Source organism: Mesorhizobium sp. DCY119 (assembly GCF_003590645.1).
Lineage (GTDB): Bacteria > Pseudomonadota > Alphaproteobacteria > Rhizobiales > Rhizobiaceae > Mesorhizobium_M.
The window spans coordinates 1,357,760-1,373,855 of record NZ_CP031834.1 but is presented as its reverse complement, the minus strand read 5'-3'; the positions used below and the strand labels follow the sequence as shown (position 1 = coordinate 1,373,855).

The 16,096-nt window shown below is 63.6% G+C and carries 13 protein-coding genes; 5 read left to right on the top strand and 8 right to left on the bottom strand.

The window, feature by feature from the left end:
- Positions 1-22: 22 nt before the first annotated feature.
- Positions 23-496: a MarR family transcriptional regulator gene (locus tag DZG07_RS06650; RefSeq protein ID WP_091915431.1), complete on the bottom strand. Its 474-nt coding sequence runs from the start codon at positions 494-496 to the stop codon at positions 23-25.
- A gap of 212 nt (positions 497-708) precedes the next feature.
- A complete protein-coding gene (locus DZG07_RS06645) occupies positions 709-1,443 on the bottom strand; it encodes an intradiol ring-cleavage dioxygenase (RefSeq protein WP_119815343.1) in 735 nt (244 codons plus the stop codon).
- 172 nt (positions 1,444-1,615) lie between these two features.
- Here DZG07_RS06645 and DZG07_RS06640 point away from each other — a divergent pair, with 172 nt between their 5' ends.
- The 4 genes from DZG07_RS06640 (at position 1,616) to DZG07_RS06625 (ending at position 6,894) form a co-directional block, all read left to right on the top strand.
- A complete protein-coding gene (locus DZG07_RS06640; RefSeq protein ID WP_119821468.1) occupies positions 1,616-2,683 on the top strand; it encodes a GTP-binding protein in 1,068 nt (355 codons plus the stop codon).
- Between the two features lie 211 nt (positions 2,684-2,894).
- Positions 2,895-3,869: a WD40 repeat domain-containing protein gene (locus DZG07_RS06635; RefSeq protein ID WP_119815341.1), complete on the top strand. Its 975-nt coding sequence runs from the start codon at positions 2,895-2,897 to the stop codon at positions 3,867-3,869.
- Between the two features lie 225 nt (positions 3,870-4,094).
- On the top strand, positions 4,095-5,477 hold the full coding sequence (locus DZG07_RS06630; RefSeq protein WP_162931564.1) for an aspartate aminotransferase family protein: 1,383 nt from the start codon (positions 4,095-4,097) through the stop codon (positions 5,475-5,477).
- Positions 5,478-5,508: 31 nt separating this feature from the next.
- Positions 5,509-6,894 carry a glutamine synthetase family protein gene (locus DZG07_RS06625; RefSeq protein ID WP_119815338.1) on the top strand — a complete coding sequence of 462 codons (1,386 nt, stop codon included), beginning with the start codon at positions 5,509-5,511 and terminating at the stop codon, positions 6,892-6,894.
- Between the two features lie 249 nt (positions 6,895-7,143).
- Here the strand turns inward: DZG07_RS06625 and DZG07_RS06620 are convergent, their stop codons facing one another.
- The 4 genes from DZG07_RS06620 to DZG07_RS06605 form a co-directional block, all read right to left on the bottom strand.
- Positions 7,144-8,409, bottom strand: a complete 1,266-nt coding sequence (locus DZG07_RS06620; RefSeq protein WP_119821464.1) for a glycerate kinase — start codon at positions 8,407-8,409, stop codon at positions 7,144-7,146.
- Positions 8,410-8,590: 181 nt separating this feature from the next.
- Positions 8,591-9,097 carry a heme-degrading domain-containing protein gene (locus DZG07_RS06615; RefSeq protein ID WP_119815335.1) on the bottom strand — a complete coding sequence of 169 codons (507 nt, stop codon included), beginning with the start codon at positions 9,095-9,097 and terminating at the stop codon, positions 8,591-8,593.
- A gap of 76 nt (positions 9,098-9,173) precedes the next feature.
- Positions 9,174-10,496, bottom strand: coding sequence for a guanine deaminase (gene guaD, locus DZG07_RS06610; RefSeq protein WP_119815332.1), 1,323 nt, complete (start codon positions 10,494-10,496; stop codon positions 9,174-9,176).
- Position 10,497: 1 nt separating this feature from the next.
- Positions 10,498-11,721, bottom strand: a complete 1,224-nt coding sequence (locus DZG07_RS06605; RefSeq protein WP_091915443.1) for a urate hydroxylase PuuD — start codon at positions 11,719-11,721, stop codon at positions 10,498-10,500.
- A gap of 134 nt (positions 11,722-11,855) precedes the next feature.
- Here DZG07_RS06605 and DZG07_RS06600 point away from each other — a divergent pair, with 134 nt between their 5' ends.
- Positions 11,856-12,776, top strand: a complete 921-nt coding sequence (locus DZG07_RS06600) for a LysR family transcriptional regulator (protein WP_091915445.1) — start codon at positions 11,856-11,858, stop codon at positions 12,774-12,776.
- A 6-nt stretch (positions 12,777-12,782) separates the two neighbouring features.
- Here the strand turns inward: DZG07_RS06600 and xdhC are convergent, their stop codons facing one another.
- Positions 12,783-13,667 (bottom strand): xanthine dehydrogenase accessory protein XdhC, encoded by an 885-nt coding sequence (gene xdhC / locus DZG07_RS06595; protein ID WP_119821462.1) that lies wholly within the window; start codon positions 13,665-13,667, stop codon positions 12,783-12,785.
- Positions 13,668-13,730: 63 nt separating this feature from the next.
- Positions 13,731-16,091: a xanthine dehydrogenase molybdopterin binding subunit gene (gene xdhB, locus DZG07_RS06590; protein ID WP_119815329.1), complete on the bottom strand. Its 2,361-nt coding sequence runs from the start codon at positions 16,089-16,091 to the stop codon at positions 13,731-13,733.
- Positions 16,092-16,096: the final 5 nt, after the last annotated feature.

Here is a 16,096-nt window from a genome sequence, read left to right as displayed (position 1 = left end):
TAACGCCCGTCGCGGACGCGCTTTAATCTTCCACCAGTTCGATCTCGTCGTCGGCCTCGATCGTGGCGGCATCGGAGAGATTGGCTTCGATCCGCGAAAGCAGCTTGGCAAGTGCCTTCTGGTCCTTCTTTTCGAGACCGCGAAACGCCTGCTTCTCGGTCTTGCGTACCGATTTCTCGATGGCGCGAATGGTGTCGCGGCCCGTCTCGGTCAGGAAGATATGCGCCTGGCGCGCGTCGGCTTCCGAGGCGCGCTTTTCCAGAAAGCCCTGCGCCTGAAGCCGGTTTATCGTCTTGGTGATGGTCGGCGGGCGCACGCCGAGCCGCGTCGCCAACTGGCCGGGCGTCTGCCCGTCTTCATGGTCCAGCGACAGCATGATCTGGTCCTGGCCGGCATAGAAGCCGTGCGCGAGAAGCCGCGACGCAAGTGCTGTCCGCGCCAGTCTCGCCGCCGAATGCAGCCGGCTCATGGTCGCGCTCTTATCTGCCTTGGCCATTTTTCACCTTTCCTGGCCGCGCCGTCGCCTTCAGCGCAGAATAGTCCCGGTCGTCACAATGGCAATCGGCAAACAGATATATTGCCGGCATTCGAGGCGAAGCTTTGCCGGCAATCGACGATTATGCCCGCAGCGCTAATGCCAGACGCATATTTCATTTAGATGACAAACTAAAAATGCTTTCTCGCAAACACAGATTTTTTGCCGACGGTTCAGGCATCGGCCTTCACGGCGACGACCAGCAGCGCCTCATAAGCAGCCTTTGTCTCGCGCAGGGCAGCTTGCGACATCGGCCCGGCCTGACGCGCGATACCATCCTGCGCGTTGAACATATCGCGCTTTTCGGGCCGGTCCGTGTATGGCGCAGCGGTCGTGAAAAGGTGCTCGCTGAGATCGTCGGGGAAAAACAGCTGCCCGGTCATCGCCGAGTTGGCGTCGGTAAAGACCTTGAAATGGATATGCGTGGTGCGGCCACGATACCAGCCGGGATAGATCGTCTGGAACGAGGCTATGCCCTGCTCGTCCGTGTGCTGGATGCCGCGCAGGAATTTCTCGCCGCTCGTGTCGATGTCGCGACCATCGCCCTGCCGGGGATAGCCGGAATAGAGGCCCTTGGCATCGCAATGCCAGATATCGACCCGCGCCTTCACCAGTGGCCGGCACTGGCTGTCGACCGCCTGCAGGCGCACCATCAGCGGCACGCCCTGCCGGCCTTCCGTGATGTCCTGCCGCTCGAGTTCGGGATCGAAATAGAATGGTCCCTCGGTTACTTCCGGCGTGATCGTACAGACGCCGGCTCCGGGCATCAGCAGCGACGCGTTGGCGAATGGCGACCCCACCGCCGCACGCGCGGACGGCGTCACGAAGACGCCGCCGGTTGCCGTCACGGCGATCAGCCCGAGTGCCTGGCGGCGGTTCATCCTGGTCGCGAATTGCCTGCCCGTCATTGAAACTTCCTTTGCAATGCTGAAGCCCCGGGCCTTCTATCTAGGCGCTTGCGCGCGCACATCCCAATGACATTTCGGTAATCCCGGCTGGCCGGTGGAACTGCGTGGATTGGCACGTGCAAATCCGCTTTCAGCATCCTATATGGAGGCAACAATCTATCCGAGGACCATCATGAGCGAAGCACAGACGCAGATCCCGGTGACCGTCCTGACCGGCTATCTCGGCTCCGGCAAGACGACGCTGCTTAACCGCATTCTTTCCGAAAACCACGGCAAGCGCTACGCCGTCATCGTCAATGAATTCGGCGAAATCGGCATCGACAACGACCTGATCGTGGAATCCGATGAGGAAATCTACGAAATGAACAATGGCTGCGTCTGCTGCACGGTGCGCGGCGACCTGATCCGCGTCGTCGAGGGCCTGATGCGCCGTCCCGGCCGTTTCGATGCCATCGTCGTGGAAACCACCGGCCTGGCCGACCCTGTTCCGGTGGCGCAGACCTTCTTCATGGACGACGACGTCCGCTCCAAGACCAAGCTCGACGCCGTCGTGGCGCTGGTCGACGCCAAGCACCTGCCGCTGCGCCTGAAGGATTCACGCGAGGCCGAAGACCAGATCGCCTTTGCCGACGTGATCGTGCTCAACAAGACCGATCTCGTCACCCCGGAAGAGCTGCGCGACGTGGAAGCCACCATCCGCGCGATCAACCCCGCCGCCGCCATCCATCGCACCACCCGCGCCGGCGTGCCGCTGGACACCGTGCTCGACCGCGGCGCTTTCGACCTGAAGCGCGCGCTGGAAAGCGATCCGCATTTCCTCGAAGCGCATGATCACGACCATGATCATGAATGCGGCCCGGATTGCGACCACGATCATCACCACCACGATCATGACCATGATCACCACCATCATCACCACGGCGAGGCCTCCTCGATCCATGACGTGACGGTGCAGTCGGTCTCATTGCGCGGCGGCGAGATGGACCAGAAGAAGTTCTTCCCCTGGATCGAGAAGATCACCCAGATGGAAGGCCCGAACATCCTGCGCCTGAAGGGCATCATCGCCATCAAGGACGACCCGGACCGCTACGTCATCCAGGGCGTCCACATGATCGTCGAGGGCGACCACCAGCGCGCCTGGAAGGAAGACGAAAAACACGAAAGCCGCCTCGTCTTCATCGGCCGCGAGCTGGACGCCGAACGCCTGAAACGCAGCTTCGACGCCTGCCAGGCGGCTTGATTCCACCGGTCAGTCTGCTGCGCTTTTTGCTGCCCCTCATCCGCCTGCCGGCACCTTCTCCCCGTATAGTGAGGGGAGAAGGATGAAGTTCCAACGCTGACGCACCCTCTCCCCGTTCTTACGGGGGTCCGAAGGACGGGCGAGGCTCGCGACTCGCCCCGCTGTGGTAAGGGTGAGGGGCAGCACAAATCTTTCAATGGAATAGTCTCCCATGCCCACAGTCGCCCCGCTCGATCTCGAAGGTCACTGCATCGCCGCCGTCTTCCTCGGCGGCGTGCCGCATTTCGCGCTGGCCGATGGCGTCGTCCATCGGCTCGACCACGGCCACAAATGGACCGAGCTTCACGACGGGCTTCTTTCGACCGCCTACGATGCCGCCCGCTCGCGGCTTGTCACCGGCGGCGAGGACGGCAAGGTGCGCGCGATCGGCGCGAACGACGCCGTTGAAACGCTGGCCGAGGCCGGCAGGAAATGGATCACCAGCGTAGCCAGCGGCCCGCAAGGCGCCATCGCCTTTGCCACCGGCAAGACCGCCACGGTGCGCTTTGCCGACGGCAAGACCAAGGATTTCACCCATCCGCGCTCGGTCGAGGGCTTGGCCTTTGCGCCCAAGGGCATGCGCTTCGGCGTTGCCCGCTACAATGGCGCGACGCTGCATTTCCCCGCCACCGAAGGCAAGCCGGTGGATCTCGAATGGGCCGGCGCCCACACCGGCATCACCTTTTCGCCGGACGGCAATTTTCTCGTCACTTCCATGCAGGAAAACGCCCTGCATGGCTGGAAGCTTGCCGACGGCAAGCACATGCGCATGACCGGCTATCCCCTGAAGGTGAAAAGCATGTCGTGGAGCGCCAAGGGCAAGTGGCTGGCAAGCTCCGGCGCGCCGGCAGCAATCGTCTGGCCCTTCACCGGCAAGGACGGCCCCATGGGCAAGGCGCCGCTGGAACTCGGCACGCGCGGCAATGCCGCCGTCACCTGCGTCGCCTGCCATCCCAGCGAGGACATCGTCGCCATCGGCTATAATGACGGCATGATCATCGCCGCCCGCTTCGCCGACGCCAAGGAAGTGCTGCTGCGCCGCCCCGGCAAGGGCGCGATCACCGCGATGGCCTGGGACAATGATGAGCAGCGCATCGCCTTCGGGTCGGAGACCGGTGATTGTGGTGTGGTGGATATTACGGGCTAAGCTGACTTCGCAATAAACTTCAGACGCAACGCTGCCCCTCACCCTTACCCTCTCCCCGTCACTATACGGGGAGAGGATGCCGGCAGGCAGGTGAGGGGCAGCGCGACGTTTCAGAATGAGCACGCGCCTCCCGCACCATCACCCCCTGCCCCAACCGCCCGCCATTGCCTGACCTGACGCCGGACGCTACAAATTCGGCCTTCAGGGGCAAACAGGCAGGTAATCTTGCAATCATCGACAGGCGCCACCGCCACGCAGGGCGGCATTTCTTCCTCGCGGATAGACTCCATCCGCGCGGCCGAGGCAAAGATCTTCCGCAAGGCGCGGCCGAAATCGGAAGCTGCGGTCGGCAAGGGCGTGAAGGGCTTTTTCGGCGGCGTGCCGATGCACTGGATGAACGACTGGCCCACCCCTTTCCCGATCCTCGTCGAAAAGGCCAAGGGCGCGACCATCACCGATGTCGACGGCAACAAGCTCGCCGATTTCTGCCTCGGCGACACCGGCTCGATGTTCGGCCATTCGCCGGCACCGGTTGCCAAGGCGATCCGCCGCCAGAGCCGGCGCGGCCTGACCTACATGCTGCCTTCGGAAGACGCGCTCGTGCTCGGAAAGCTGCTTTCCGAGCGCTTCGGCCTGCCGCACTGGCAGATCGCCACCACCGCCACCGACGCCAACCGTTTCGCGCTGCGCGTCGCCCGCGCGGTCACCAACCGGCCGAAGATCCTCGTCTTCAACGGCTGCTACCATGGCTCGGTCGATGAAACCTTCGTGCGGCTGGACAACGGCAGACCGGCCAACAAGCCGGGTCTTGCCGGCGAATTCCGCGACCTGACGCAAGGCACGAAAATCGTCGAGTTCAACGACCTGCCGGCGCTCGAAGCTGCCCTTGCCGACCAGGATGTTGCCTGCGTCATCACCGAGCCGGTGCTGACAAATTGCTGCATGGTTCTGCCAGAGCCCGGCTTCCTCGACGGCCTGCGCAAGGCCACCCGCGCCACCGGCACGCTGCTGCTGATCGACGAGACGCACACCATCTCCACCGGCCCCGGCGGCTATACCCAGCGCTACGGGTTGGAACCGGACCTCTTCGTGCTCGGCAAGCCGGTCGCAGGCGGCGTTCCCGCCAGCGTGTGGGGCATGAGCGCCGAGGTTGCGGCACGCTACGAAGCCTATAACCGCTCCAAGCAGCCCGGCTATTCCGGCATGGGCACGACCCTCTCTGCCAACCCGCTTCAGTTCGCCGCCATGCGCGCCGCCCTCGAAGAGGTGATGACCGAGGAAAACTACGCCCATATGGAAAAGCTTGCCGGCAGGCTCGCCGCCGGGCTGGAGGCAGCGATTGCCAAGAACAAGCTGCCCTGGCATGTCCGTCGCGTCGGCGCGCGTGTCGAGTTCATCTGCGCGCCGGGACCGCTGAAGAACGGCAGCGAGGCGGACGCCGCCCACGCTTCCGAGCTCGAAGCCGCAATTCACGTCGCGCTGGTCAATCGCGGCATTCTCATCGCGCCGTTCCACAACATGATGCTGATTTCGCCGGCCACCACCAAGGCGCAGGTCGACCGCCTGGTCTCGGCCTTCCGCGACATTGCCGCGCAACTCGCGGCGTGAGACAAGCGCCTTTCACAACAGAGTATCCCTAATGACTTCACCCACCGGTTCGACCGCCGACGAGGCCAAGGCGTTTCTCGAAGCGCATCCCGAGATCGAGGCCTTCGACATCGTGCTGACCGACGCCAACGGCATCGGCCGCGGAAAAATCATCCGCCGGCATGAGCTGCTGGGCATCTATGAGAGCGGAAGGCACCTGCCGATCTCCATCCTCGGCCTCGACATCACCGGCGAGGACGTGCACGAAACCGGGCTGATCTGGGATTCCGGCGACGGCGACCTGCGCGCATGGCCGATCCCCGGCACGCTGAAGCCGCTGCACGCAACCAACCCGCCGCGCGGCCAGTTGCTGATGTCGATGTTCCATCTCGACGGCGCGCCGATGACCTCCGACCCGCGCCTGGCGCTGGTGCGGCAGGTCGAGGCGCTGGCAGTCAAGGGCCTGCATCCGGCCGGCGCATTCGAGCTCGAGTTTTTTCTGCTGGCAAACGAACGCGATGCCGAAGGCCGCGTCCAGCCGGCGGGCGCAGTGCTCGACGGGCGCAAAAGCGGCAAGACCGAGGTCTATTCGGTCGATCATCTCCATGGCATGGAGCCGCTGTTTTCCGACATCTACGCCGCCGCCAAGGCGCAAGGCATTCCGGCCGAGACCGTCATTTCCGAATATGCGCCCGGCCAATACGAGCTGACGCTGCACTACCGCAAGGACATCCTGCAGGCAGCAGACGACCTGCTGATGCTGAAGCGCCTGGTGCGGATGCAGGCGCGCCGCCACGGCGTCACCGCATGCTTCATGGCCAAGCCGATCGAGAAATATGCCGGCTCCGGCATGCATCTTCATGTCTCGCTGCAGGACGATGCCGGCAAAAACGTCTTCACTGAAGCCAAAGAAGGCGCATGGTCGCCGGCGCTGCTGCATGCGCTGGGCGGGCTGGCTGAAACCATGGCCGAATCCATGCTGGTCTTTGCCCCGCACGCCAATTCCTGGCGGCGCTTCGTCTCGCAGTCCTACGCGCCGGTCGCGCCAACCTGGGGCGTCAACAACCGCTCGGTCGCACTGCGCGTGCCGGCCGGCGACGCCAGGAACCGCCGCATCGAGCATCGCCCCTCAGGCGTCGATGCCAACCCTTATCTGGTCGCAGCCACCGTGCTTGCCGGCATTGCGAAAGGCCTCGACGAAAAGCTCGACCCCGGCCCGGAAACCACCGGCAACGGCTACGAGCAAGCCGCCTCAGGCAGCTCCATGCCCGCCGACTGGCGCTCGGCCATCGAGGCCGCGAAGGGTTCTTCCTTCCTCAAGCAGGCATTGGGCGAGGATCTGCACCGCACCTTCGTTGCGATCAAGGAAGCCGAACTGTTCCGCGTCGCCCGCACGGTGAGCGAGCTGGATTATCACCTTTATCTGCACGAGGTGTGAGGGAGAGGGGTGCGTCCTTCGAGGCTCGCTTCGCTCGCACCTCAGGATGAGGGAGGTTGGTGCAACCGGCATTACCCCCACCCCTAACCCCTCCCCACAAGGGGGAGGGGAATCTCGCTGCATGTACACCCTCCCCAATCTTCAACGTTCTTGGTTGCAGGAGCGACGAGATCGTTCCCCTCCCCCTTGTGGGGAGCGGCTAGGGGTGGGGGTGCTTCAAACACAACAGCCTCCGCAAGGGGTGGGCAATCACTCCACCAATATCGCCCTGAGATCATTCACATTCGTACCCGTCGGCCCCGGCACGAACAGATCGTCAATCGAATTGAACGCCGTCCAGGCATTGTTGGCGGCAAGCATCGCCTTGGCATCGACGCCGGCTGCACGCATGCGCGCGACGCTCGTGCCGTCGGCAAAGGCACCGGCATTGTCCTCGGAGCCGTCAATGCCATCCGTATCCGCCGCCAGCGCATGAATAGCCGACACACCGTCGATGCCGAGCGCGAAGGCGAGCAGGAACTCGCTGTTGCGGCCGCCTTTTCCTTTGGCGCGCAATGTCACCGTGGTTTCGCCACCCGACAGGATCAGCACCGGTTTTTTGAACGGCCGATCCCGCGTCGCCACTTCGCGCGCGATGGCCGCATGGACCGCGCCGACATCGCGGGCCTCGCCCTCGATCGAATCCGACAGGATCACCGCCTCGACACCCTGCTTCTTCGCTTCCGCAGCCGCCGCCCCCAGCGACACGGCAGCCGATGCGATCACCCGCACCTCATGCTTGGCGAAACGGCTGTCATCCGGGCGCGGCGCGTCAGCTTTGGGTGAGTTCAGATGCGCCATCACCGCGTCGGGCAATTTCATGCCGTAGGTCGAAACGATCTTCAGCGCATCAGCGCGCGATGCCTCGTCCGGCACGGTTGGGCCGGACGCCACCAGCGCAGGATTGTCACCCGGAATGTCGGAAACGACGAGCGACACGACCCGCGCCGGGTGCGCGGCAGCGGCGAGCCGCCCGCCCTTGATCGTCGAGACATGTTTGCGCACCGCATTCATCGCCGAGATCGGCGCGCCGGAGGCAAGCAGTGCCTCGTTGACTGCGATTTCGTCGGCCAGGGTCAGGCCTTCGGGCGGCGACGGCAGCAGCGCCGACCCTCCGCCGCAGACCAGCGCGATGACGAGATCGTCGGCGCTCAATCCGCTCACGGCATCGAGCAGCGCCTTCGACGCTTCAAGTCCCGCCGCATCCGGCACCGGGTGCGACGCCTCCAGGACGCGGATGCGCTCGCAGGGCGCAGCGTAGCCATAACGCGTGACAACGACGCCCTCGAGCGGCCCGTCCCACGCCTTCTCCAGCGCTGCCGCCATCTGCGCCGCGCCCTTGCCCGCACCTATCACGATGGTGCGGCCCCTGGGCTTTTCCGGCAGGTGGCTGCGGATGGTCAGTTCGGGATCGGCGGCTGCAACAGCAGCATTGAAAATGGAGATGAGGAAGGTCTTGGGGTCGATGTTTTTCAGGTCAGCCACGCTCGATCATCCATGCTGGTATTGTTAGCAAACGCAGTGCTGCCCCTCATCCGCCTGCCGGCACCTTCTCCCCGTATAGTGACGGGGAGAAGAAGGCTGGCCGCAACGTTCACGCCCCCCTCTCCCCGTCTTTTACGGGGAGAGGGTAAGGGTGAGGGGCAGCACGAACCTTTCAAGCCTTTGCCTCAACCGGCAACGCCAGCGCCATATAATCCAGCCCCAGATGCTCGCACAGCGCGGCTACCACCACCTCATGATCCTGCCTTTCCGGCAGGCCCGAAACGGTGATGCAGCCGATGACGCCGGCGCCGTTCACGGTCACTGGAAAGCCACCGCCGGCCAGCACGTAGTCGGCTATGTCCAGCCCCTCGCCCGGCTTGAAGGTGCGGTCGGGGCGATCCTGTTCCAGCACCATGCGGTAGGTGCTTTTCAGGAAGCGTTTCACCACATTGATCTTGCGGCGCGCCCAGTCGGGATTGGATGCGTTCGAGCCGGGCATGGCGGCATAAAACAGCGGGCGGTTCCAGGTCCTGATATCGACGATGATGCCAAGACCGTCCTTCAGCGCGCGGTCGCGTATGCGCGAACCCACGGCAAAGGCAATCGCCTCGTCGAAGGCAGGAAACACCAGTTCCGTTTCCTGCCGAATGATCGTCTGGATATCGTCCGCCGTGGTCATATTCCCTCCGCAACCCGGTCGCGCCGATGACCGGTGCCGTGGTTTTATGGCATGATGACCGTGGGTCAAGCCCGGATCAGGCGGCAGCCATTTCCATCGTGCTCTTTGCCGGCCTGCCTGCGACATAGACCTCGCGGATGGCGCGGTCGTCGCCCATGGTCTGGAGCAGAAACAGCTCCTCGGCGAGCGTTTCCACCCGCTCCATCCTCAGCCGCATGCCCGGCGTGGCACGCGAGTCCAGCACGACGATATCCGCGTCCGTGCCGGCGTCGAGCGTGCCGACCTTGTCGTCCAGCGACAGCGCCTGCGCGTTGCCGAGCGTCATCTGCCAGAAGGAGGCGAAGGGGGTGAGCTTCTCGCCGTTCTGCGCGATCACCTTGTAGCCCTCGTCCATGGTGCGCAGCATCGAATAGCTGGTGCCGCCGCCGACATCGGTCGCCGCCGCGATGCGGATCGGTTTCTCACGCTGCCGGAACCGCTGGTAGTCGAACAGGCCCGAGCCGAGGAACAGGTTGGAAGTGGGGCAGAACACCGCCACCGAGCCGGTTTCCGACATCGCGTCGGACTCGCGTTCGGAGAGGTGGATGCAATGGCCGAACAGGCTCTTTTTACCGAGCAGCCCGTAATGCTCGTAGACGTCCGTATAGTCCTTCGACCAGGGGTAGAGCTCCTGCGTGAAGGCGATCTCGGCATGGTTTTCCGAAAGATGCGTCTGCATGTGCAGGTCGGGATGCTCGCGCATCAACGCCCCCGCCATCTCCATCTGCTCGGGCGTCGAGGTGATGGCGAAGCGCGGCGTCACCGCATAATGCTGCCGGCCGCGTCCATGCCATTCGGCGATCAGCGCCTTGGTGTCGTCATAGCTCGATTGCGGCGTGTCGAGTACACCGTCGGGCGCATTGCGGTCCATCATTACCTTGCCGGCAATCGTCAGCATGTTGCGGTCATGCGCTTCGGCAAAGAAGGCTTCCGCCGACTGCCTGTGCACCGAGCAATAGGCCGCGACCGTCGTCGTGCCCTGGCGCACCATCTCGTCCAGGAACAGGCGGGCGATGCGGCGGCCATGCTGCGCATCGCGAAAATGCGATTCCTCGGGGAAGGTGTAGGTATTCAGCCAGTCGAGCAGTTCAGCGCCGTAGGAGGCGATGATCTGCATCTGCGGCACATGCACATGCGCGTCGATGAAACCCGGCAGCAGCAGATGCGGCCGGTGGTCGATGACCTGGACGCCAGCGCCCGCCTGCGCAGCGATATCGGCATAGGCACCGGCGGCAACGATCGTGCCGTCGCGCAGCAGCAGGCCGCCGTCTTCCTCGTAGCGATAGGCGGCGTGATCGTCGACGCTGTCGGGCCAGCGCAGGAAGGAAAGCGTGCGGCCGCGAAGGAGTGTTTCCGTCATGTTATTTCTTCTTCGCTTCTTCGAACCAGCTCACCAGCAGCGCCCGCTCCTGCGGGGTGATCGCGGTGACATTGCCGGGCGGCATTGCGTGGCTGCGCCCGGCCTGGAGATAGATTTCGCGGGCATGAGCGGCAATCGCCTCGTCCGTTTCGAGGATCACGCCCTTCGGCGCCTGATAGACGCCCTCATAGACCGGCTCCGCCGCATGGCACATGGAGCAGCGGCCAAGCACCGTGTCGCGCACCGCCGGGAAATGCGACGAGGCGATGTAGACCTCCTCGCCGGCTGCCGCAGTCTTCGGCTCGCCGGTGAGTATCTTCGGCACAGTCGAAAGCCAGATGATGATGATGAACAGGATGACGGCTGCCAGCCACGTCCAGGTCGGGTTGCCCTTGCGGGCGTGCAGGCTGTTGAAATAGTGCCGGATCAGCACGCCGATGATGAACACCAGCGACGCGATCACCCAGCTGAACTGCGTGCCGAACGCCAGCGGGTAGTGGTTCGACAGCATCAGGAACAGCACCGGCAGCGTCAGGTAGTTGTTGTGAAGCGAGCGCTGCTTGGCGATCTTGCCGTATTTCGGGTCGGGCTTGCGGCCTGCGATCAGGTCGGCAACCACGATCTTCTGGTTCGGAATGATGACCATGAAGACATTGGCCGACATGATCGTGGCGGTGATTGCGCCGAGATGCAGGAAGGCAGCGCGCCCGGTGAACAGATGCGTCAGCCCCCAGGCCATGAAAACCAGGATCACATAAAGGATCAGCATCAGCGCGGTATCAGCCTTGCCAATCAGCCAGCGGCACAGAAGATCATAGACGATCCAGCCGCCCGCCAGGCAGGCCAGCGAAATCAGGATGCCGACCGGCACCGAGACGTCGAGAACATTGCGGTCGATCAGGAACAGGTCTGCGCCGGCATAATAGACGATTGCCAGCATCGCGAAGCCGGACATCCAGGTGGCGTAGGATTCCCATTTGAACCAGGTGAGATGCTCGGGCATCTCGGCAGGCGCCACCAGATATTTCTGGATATGGTAGAAGCCGCCGCCATGCACCTGCCATTCCTCGCCGAAAGCGCCTTGCGGCAGGCCGGGGCGCTGGCGCAGGCCAAGGTCGAGCGCGACGAAATAGAAGGACGAGCCGATCCAGGCGATGCCCGTTATCACGTGCAGCCAGCGCACGGCGAAGCTCAACCAGTCCCATAGTATCGCGAAATCGTTCATGTCGGCCCTCTCTACCACCGCGACTTTACGTCGTCCCGGCCAAACGGAAAGGGGCGAGGTACACGATGACTTTCAAAAAAAAATGTAAAATACTAGGATGATTATATCGTTCGCCAACGGAACAGCGGGTACGCATGGCCTATCTCGACAACATCGCCGTCTTCGTCCGCGTCGTCGAACTCGGCAACCTGTCGGCGGCCGGGCGCGACATGCGAATTTCGCCGGCGGTTGCCTCCAATCGCATCAAGGAGTTGGAAAAACATCTCGGCGTGCGCCTGTTCAACCGCACGACGCGGCAGTTGATGCCGACCGAACAAGGCACCGTGTTCTATGCCGGGGCCAAGCAGGTGCTGGAGGCGATCACAGAAGCCGAAGCCGCCGTCAGCGCGCTTTCCGGCCAGCCGCGCGGCACGATCAGGGTCACCGCGCCGCTCGGCATGGGCCGGCGGCTGATCGCGTCCGGCATTCCCGATTTCCACGACAAATATTCCGATATCGAAGTGCGGCTCCGGCTGTCGGACCACAATGTCGATATCATGAAGGAGGGCATCGACGTTGCCTTCCGGCTCGGCCTGCTGGAGGATTCGAGCCTCAGGATGCGCGGCATCATGGAGTGCGAGCGCGTGCTGGTCGCGGCCCCCTCCTATCTCGAACAGCGCGGCGAGCCGCAGACGCCGCAGGAACTGGTCGACAAGAAGCACGACTGCCTGATGCTGCGCTTTCCCGGCATGCGCGAGTTCTACTGGACGCTGAACACGCCCTCCGGCCCGGCCAAGTTCGAGGTCCATGGACCCTTCGATTCCGATGATGGCGACGTGCTGACCGGCTGGGCGCTGTCCGGGCGCGGCATCGTCAACAAGCCGCGTTTCGAGGTCGAGCCCTTCATCCGCGACTGGCGGCTGAAGGTGATCCTGCCCGAAACGCCGCCAACCCCGATCCAGCTCGCCGCCGTCTATCCGCACAAGAACCTGCAGGACCCGAAAGTGCGCCTGCTGCTCGATTTCATGGCCGAGCGCTGCCAGCGGCTGATCAAGGATATTCTGGCGGGGAAGTAGTAGGGGTCAGGCGCTTTTTACGACGCGCTCTTCCATCGAAACTGCTTGCGACGACGCATGCATCGCCAGTGCCGTCATGATCTCGGCAGCGGCGAGTGCGGCTATCACCGTTGGCCGCTTGTCCTTCACGGCATCGCCGCCGATCGGGGAAACCAGCCGCTCGAACTCGGCCTCGCTTCCACCACCCACTTTCAGAAACCAGCTCCGGAACGTCGCTTTCTTCGTCTTCGAGCCGATCATGCCGACATAGGCGGTGTCATTTCGTTTCAGAGCCTCGGCAGCGATGAGAAAATCCAGCGCATGGTCATGGGTCAGCACGGCGAAGGCCGAGCCTGAAGGGGCGTCGCGAACCATCGCCTCGGGCATGGCCGTCAAATGCGTTTCGACTGCATCCGAAATGCCTTCCAGCTCTTCGGCTCGCGTTTCCACGACAATGGTGTGCAAGGGAAGCAAGGCGGCGGACGCGGCCAGCGCCTTGCCGACATGGCCACCGCCGAAAATGTAGAAATGTGGCAGGCGCTCTTCCTGGCGCTCGGCGGCATCGACCAGTTCATCGGCAAGGACGGGATCGACCGGGCGGATCAGAACCTCGACGCGCCCGCCACAGCACTGCCCGATCTCGGGCCCGAGTGGAACGTCGAGCGTGGCGCAGACCTCGTGAACATCGATGCGGTCCGATGCCGCCTGCCGGCGCAACAGCTGCCGCGCCTTGTCGATCGCCATATATTCGAGCTGGCCGCCACCGATCGTGCCGTGGATCGCTTGCTGCGACACGAGCATGTAGGCGCCCTTTTCACGCGGCGTGGACCCCCTGGTGCCCGCAACCTCGACAAAAGCCGCCTGCCCCGCGGAGCGGAGGAAGTCTTTCAGGTCCTGCACGTTCGAGGTCATGGTTTGCGTGCCCATTTCGGGAATATAGCAGTTCTTGCGGCAGATTTCCTGCCCCGCGCCCTTTCAGGCTTTGCCGGCAGCTTCCTTTTTCAGCCGCTCGACCGCCATCAGCACGCGTTCCGGCGTGGCGGGCGCGTCGAGGCGCGGGCAGATCTTGTGGTCGGCCACGCTCGCCACCGCGTCCGACAGCGCGTGCAGCACCGACATGCCGTGCGGCAGCGGCGGCTCGCCGACGGCCTTCGAGCGATGGATGGTCGGCTCATAGGCCTGCGACCAGTCGGTCAGCGCGACGTTGAAAATCTTGGGCCGATCCGAGGCCAGCGGGATCTTGTAGGTCGACGGCGCATGCGTGCGCAGGCGGCCCCTGTCGTCCCAGACCAGTTCCTCGGTGGTGAGCCAGCCCATGCCCTGGATAAAACCGCCCTCGACCTGGCCGATGTCGATCGCCCGGTTCAGCGAGCGTCCTGTGTCGTGCAGGATGTCCGTGCGCTCGACCACATATTCGCCGGTCAGCGTGTCGATGGAAACCTCCGAACAGGCCGCGCCATAGGCGTAGTAGTAGAAGGCATGGCCCCGGCCCTTGGCTCGGTCCCAGTGGATTTTCGGCGTCTTGTAATGGCCGGCAGCCGAAAGCTGGATACGGTTCAGATAGGCCTGCTTGACCAGTTCGTTGAAGCTTATCTCCTGATTGCCGACGCGCACCCGGTTGGGCAGGAACACCACCTGATCGAGGGGCACCTGGTACTTTTCTGCCGCGAAATCGGTGAGCCGCTTGCGGATCTGCCGCGCGGCATCCTGCGCCGCCATGCCGTTGAGGTCGGCTCCCGAAGACGCCGCTGTCGGCGCGGTGTTGGGAACCTTGGCCGTGGTGGTGGCGGTAATCTTGACGCGGTCGAGATCGATCTGGAATTCCTCGGCCACAACCTGCGCCACCTTCAGATGCAGCCCCTGCCCCATCTCGGTGCCGCCATGGTTCATATGCACGGAGCCGTCATTGTAGACATGCACCAGCGCGCCGGCCTGGTTGGACTCCGTCTTGGTGAAGGATATGCCGAACTTGACCGGCGTCAGCGCCATGCCGCGCTTGATAAAGCGGCTGTTGGCATTGAACGCATCAATCGTGCGGCGACGGCCGGCATAGTCGGCACTTTCCTCCAGTTCCGCGACGATGCGGTGGATGATGTTGTCCTCGACCTTCTGGTGATAGGGCGTGACGTTGCGCTCGCCCGCAGCGCCCATCGGGTCATAAAAGTTCAGCTTGCGGATTTCGAGCGGGTCCTTGCCGACGGCAAAGGCGACCTCGTCGATGACGCGCTCGGCCCCTACCATGCCCTGCGGGCCGCCGAAGCCGCGAAATGCGGTGTTGGAAACCGTATTGGTGTAGAGCGGCGCCGACTTGGCGTGCACATGCGGATAGAAATAGGCGTTGTCGCAATGGAACAGCGCGCGGTCGCCCACCGGCCCCGAGAGATCGGCGGAAAAGCCGGCATTCAGCGCAAACATGAAGTCGACGCCGAGAATATTGCCCTCATCATCGAAGCCAACCTCGTAGTCGATGGCGAAGTCGTGGCGCTTGCCGGTGGCGGTCATGTCCTCGTCGCGGTCGAGCCTGATCTTGACGGCTCTGCCGTGCTTCTTGGCGGCGATCGCGGCGATGGCCGCGCATTGGTTGGCCTGCGTTTCCTTGCCGCCGAAACCGCCGCCCATGCGCCGCACTTCCACCGTCACGGCATGGCTCGGCACGCCAAGCACATGGGCAACGAGATGCTGCGTCTCGCTCGGCCCTTGCGTCGAGCAATAGACGATAACCTCGTCGTCCTCGCCCGGTATCGCCAGCGACACCTGGCCCTCGAGATAGAAATGATCCTGCCCGCCGAGTTTCATGCGGTTCTTGATGCGGTGCGGGGCGCTCGCAATGGCAGCAGCGGCATCGCCACGCGTCAGCGTCAGCGGCGTCGTTACCTGCTTGTCTTTTTCGGGATCGAGGTTCCAGATGTCGAATATCCCCGGCAGTTCCTCGTATTCGATCTTCCCAAGGCGAGCGGCGGCGCGGGCCTGCTCACGCGTTTCGGCAATGACGGCAAAGATCGGCTGGCCGTGGAACTGCACTTTGTCCTGCGCAAACACCGGATCGTCATGCATGCCGCTCGGCGAGACGTCGTTCTCACCGGGCACGTCGGCATAGGTAAGCACATCGACAACGCCGGGCGCTGCACGCACGGCCGAGAGATCGACCGTCTTCAGCTTGCCATGCGCAACGCTCGACAGGCCGATGCCGACATGCAGCGTACCTGCCGGCTCCGGCATGTCGTCGATATAGACGGCGGTACCGGCGACATGCTTGTGCGCGGAATCGTGGCGCTGGTCGGTGTGCACGCCACCGGCGATCTTGGCGGCTTTCAGGTTTGACGAGTGCTTGTTCATAACCG

Coding starts and splice junctions, on each gene's coding strand:
- DZG07_RS06650 (WP_091915431.1), bottom strand. CDS start 496: ATGGCCAAGGCAGATAAGAGCGCGACCATGAGCCGGCTGCATTCGGCG.
- DZG07_RS06645 (WP_119815343.1), bottom strand. CDS start 1,443: ATGACGGGCAGGCAATTCGCGACCAGGATGAACCGCCGCCAGGCACTC.
- DZG07_RS06640 (WP_119821468.1), top strand. CDS start 1,616: ATGAGCGAAGCACAGACGCAGATCCCGGTGACCGTCCTGACCGGCTAT.
- DZG07_RS06635 (WP_119815341.1), top strand. CDS start 2,895: ATGCCCACAGTCGCCCCGCTCGATCTCGAAGGTCACTGCATCGCCGCC.
- DZG07_RS06625 (WP_119815338.1), top strand. CDS start 5,509: ATGACTTCACCCACCGGTTCGACCGCCGACGAGGCCAAGGCGTTTCTC.
- DZG07_RS06615 (WP_119815335.1), bottom strand. CDS start 9,097: ATGACCACGGCGGACGATATCCAGACGATCATTCGGCAGGAAACGGAA.
- guaD (WP_119815332.1), bottom strand. CDS start 10,496: ATGACGGAAACACTCCTTCGCGGCCGCACGCTTTCCTTCCTGCGCTGG.
- DZG07_RS06605 (WP_091915443.1), bottom strand. CDS start 11,721: ATGAACGATTTCGCGATACTATGGGACTGGTTGAGCTTCGCCGTGCGC.
- DZG07_RS06600 (WP_091915445.1), top strand. CDS start 11,856: ATGGCCTATCTCGACAACATCGCCGTCTTCGTCCGCGTCGTCGAACTC.
- xdhC (WP_119821462.1), bottom strand. CDS start 13,667: ATGACCTCGAACGTGCAGGACCTGAAAGACTTCCTCCGCTCCGCGGGG.
- xdhB (WP_119815329.1), bottom strand. CDS start 16,091: ATGAACAAGCACTCGTCAAACCTGAAAGCCGCCAAGATCGCCGGTGGC.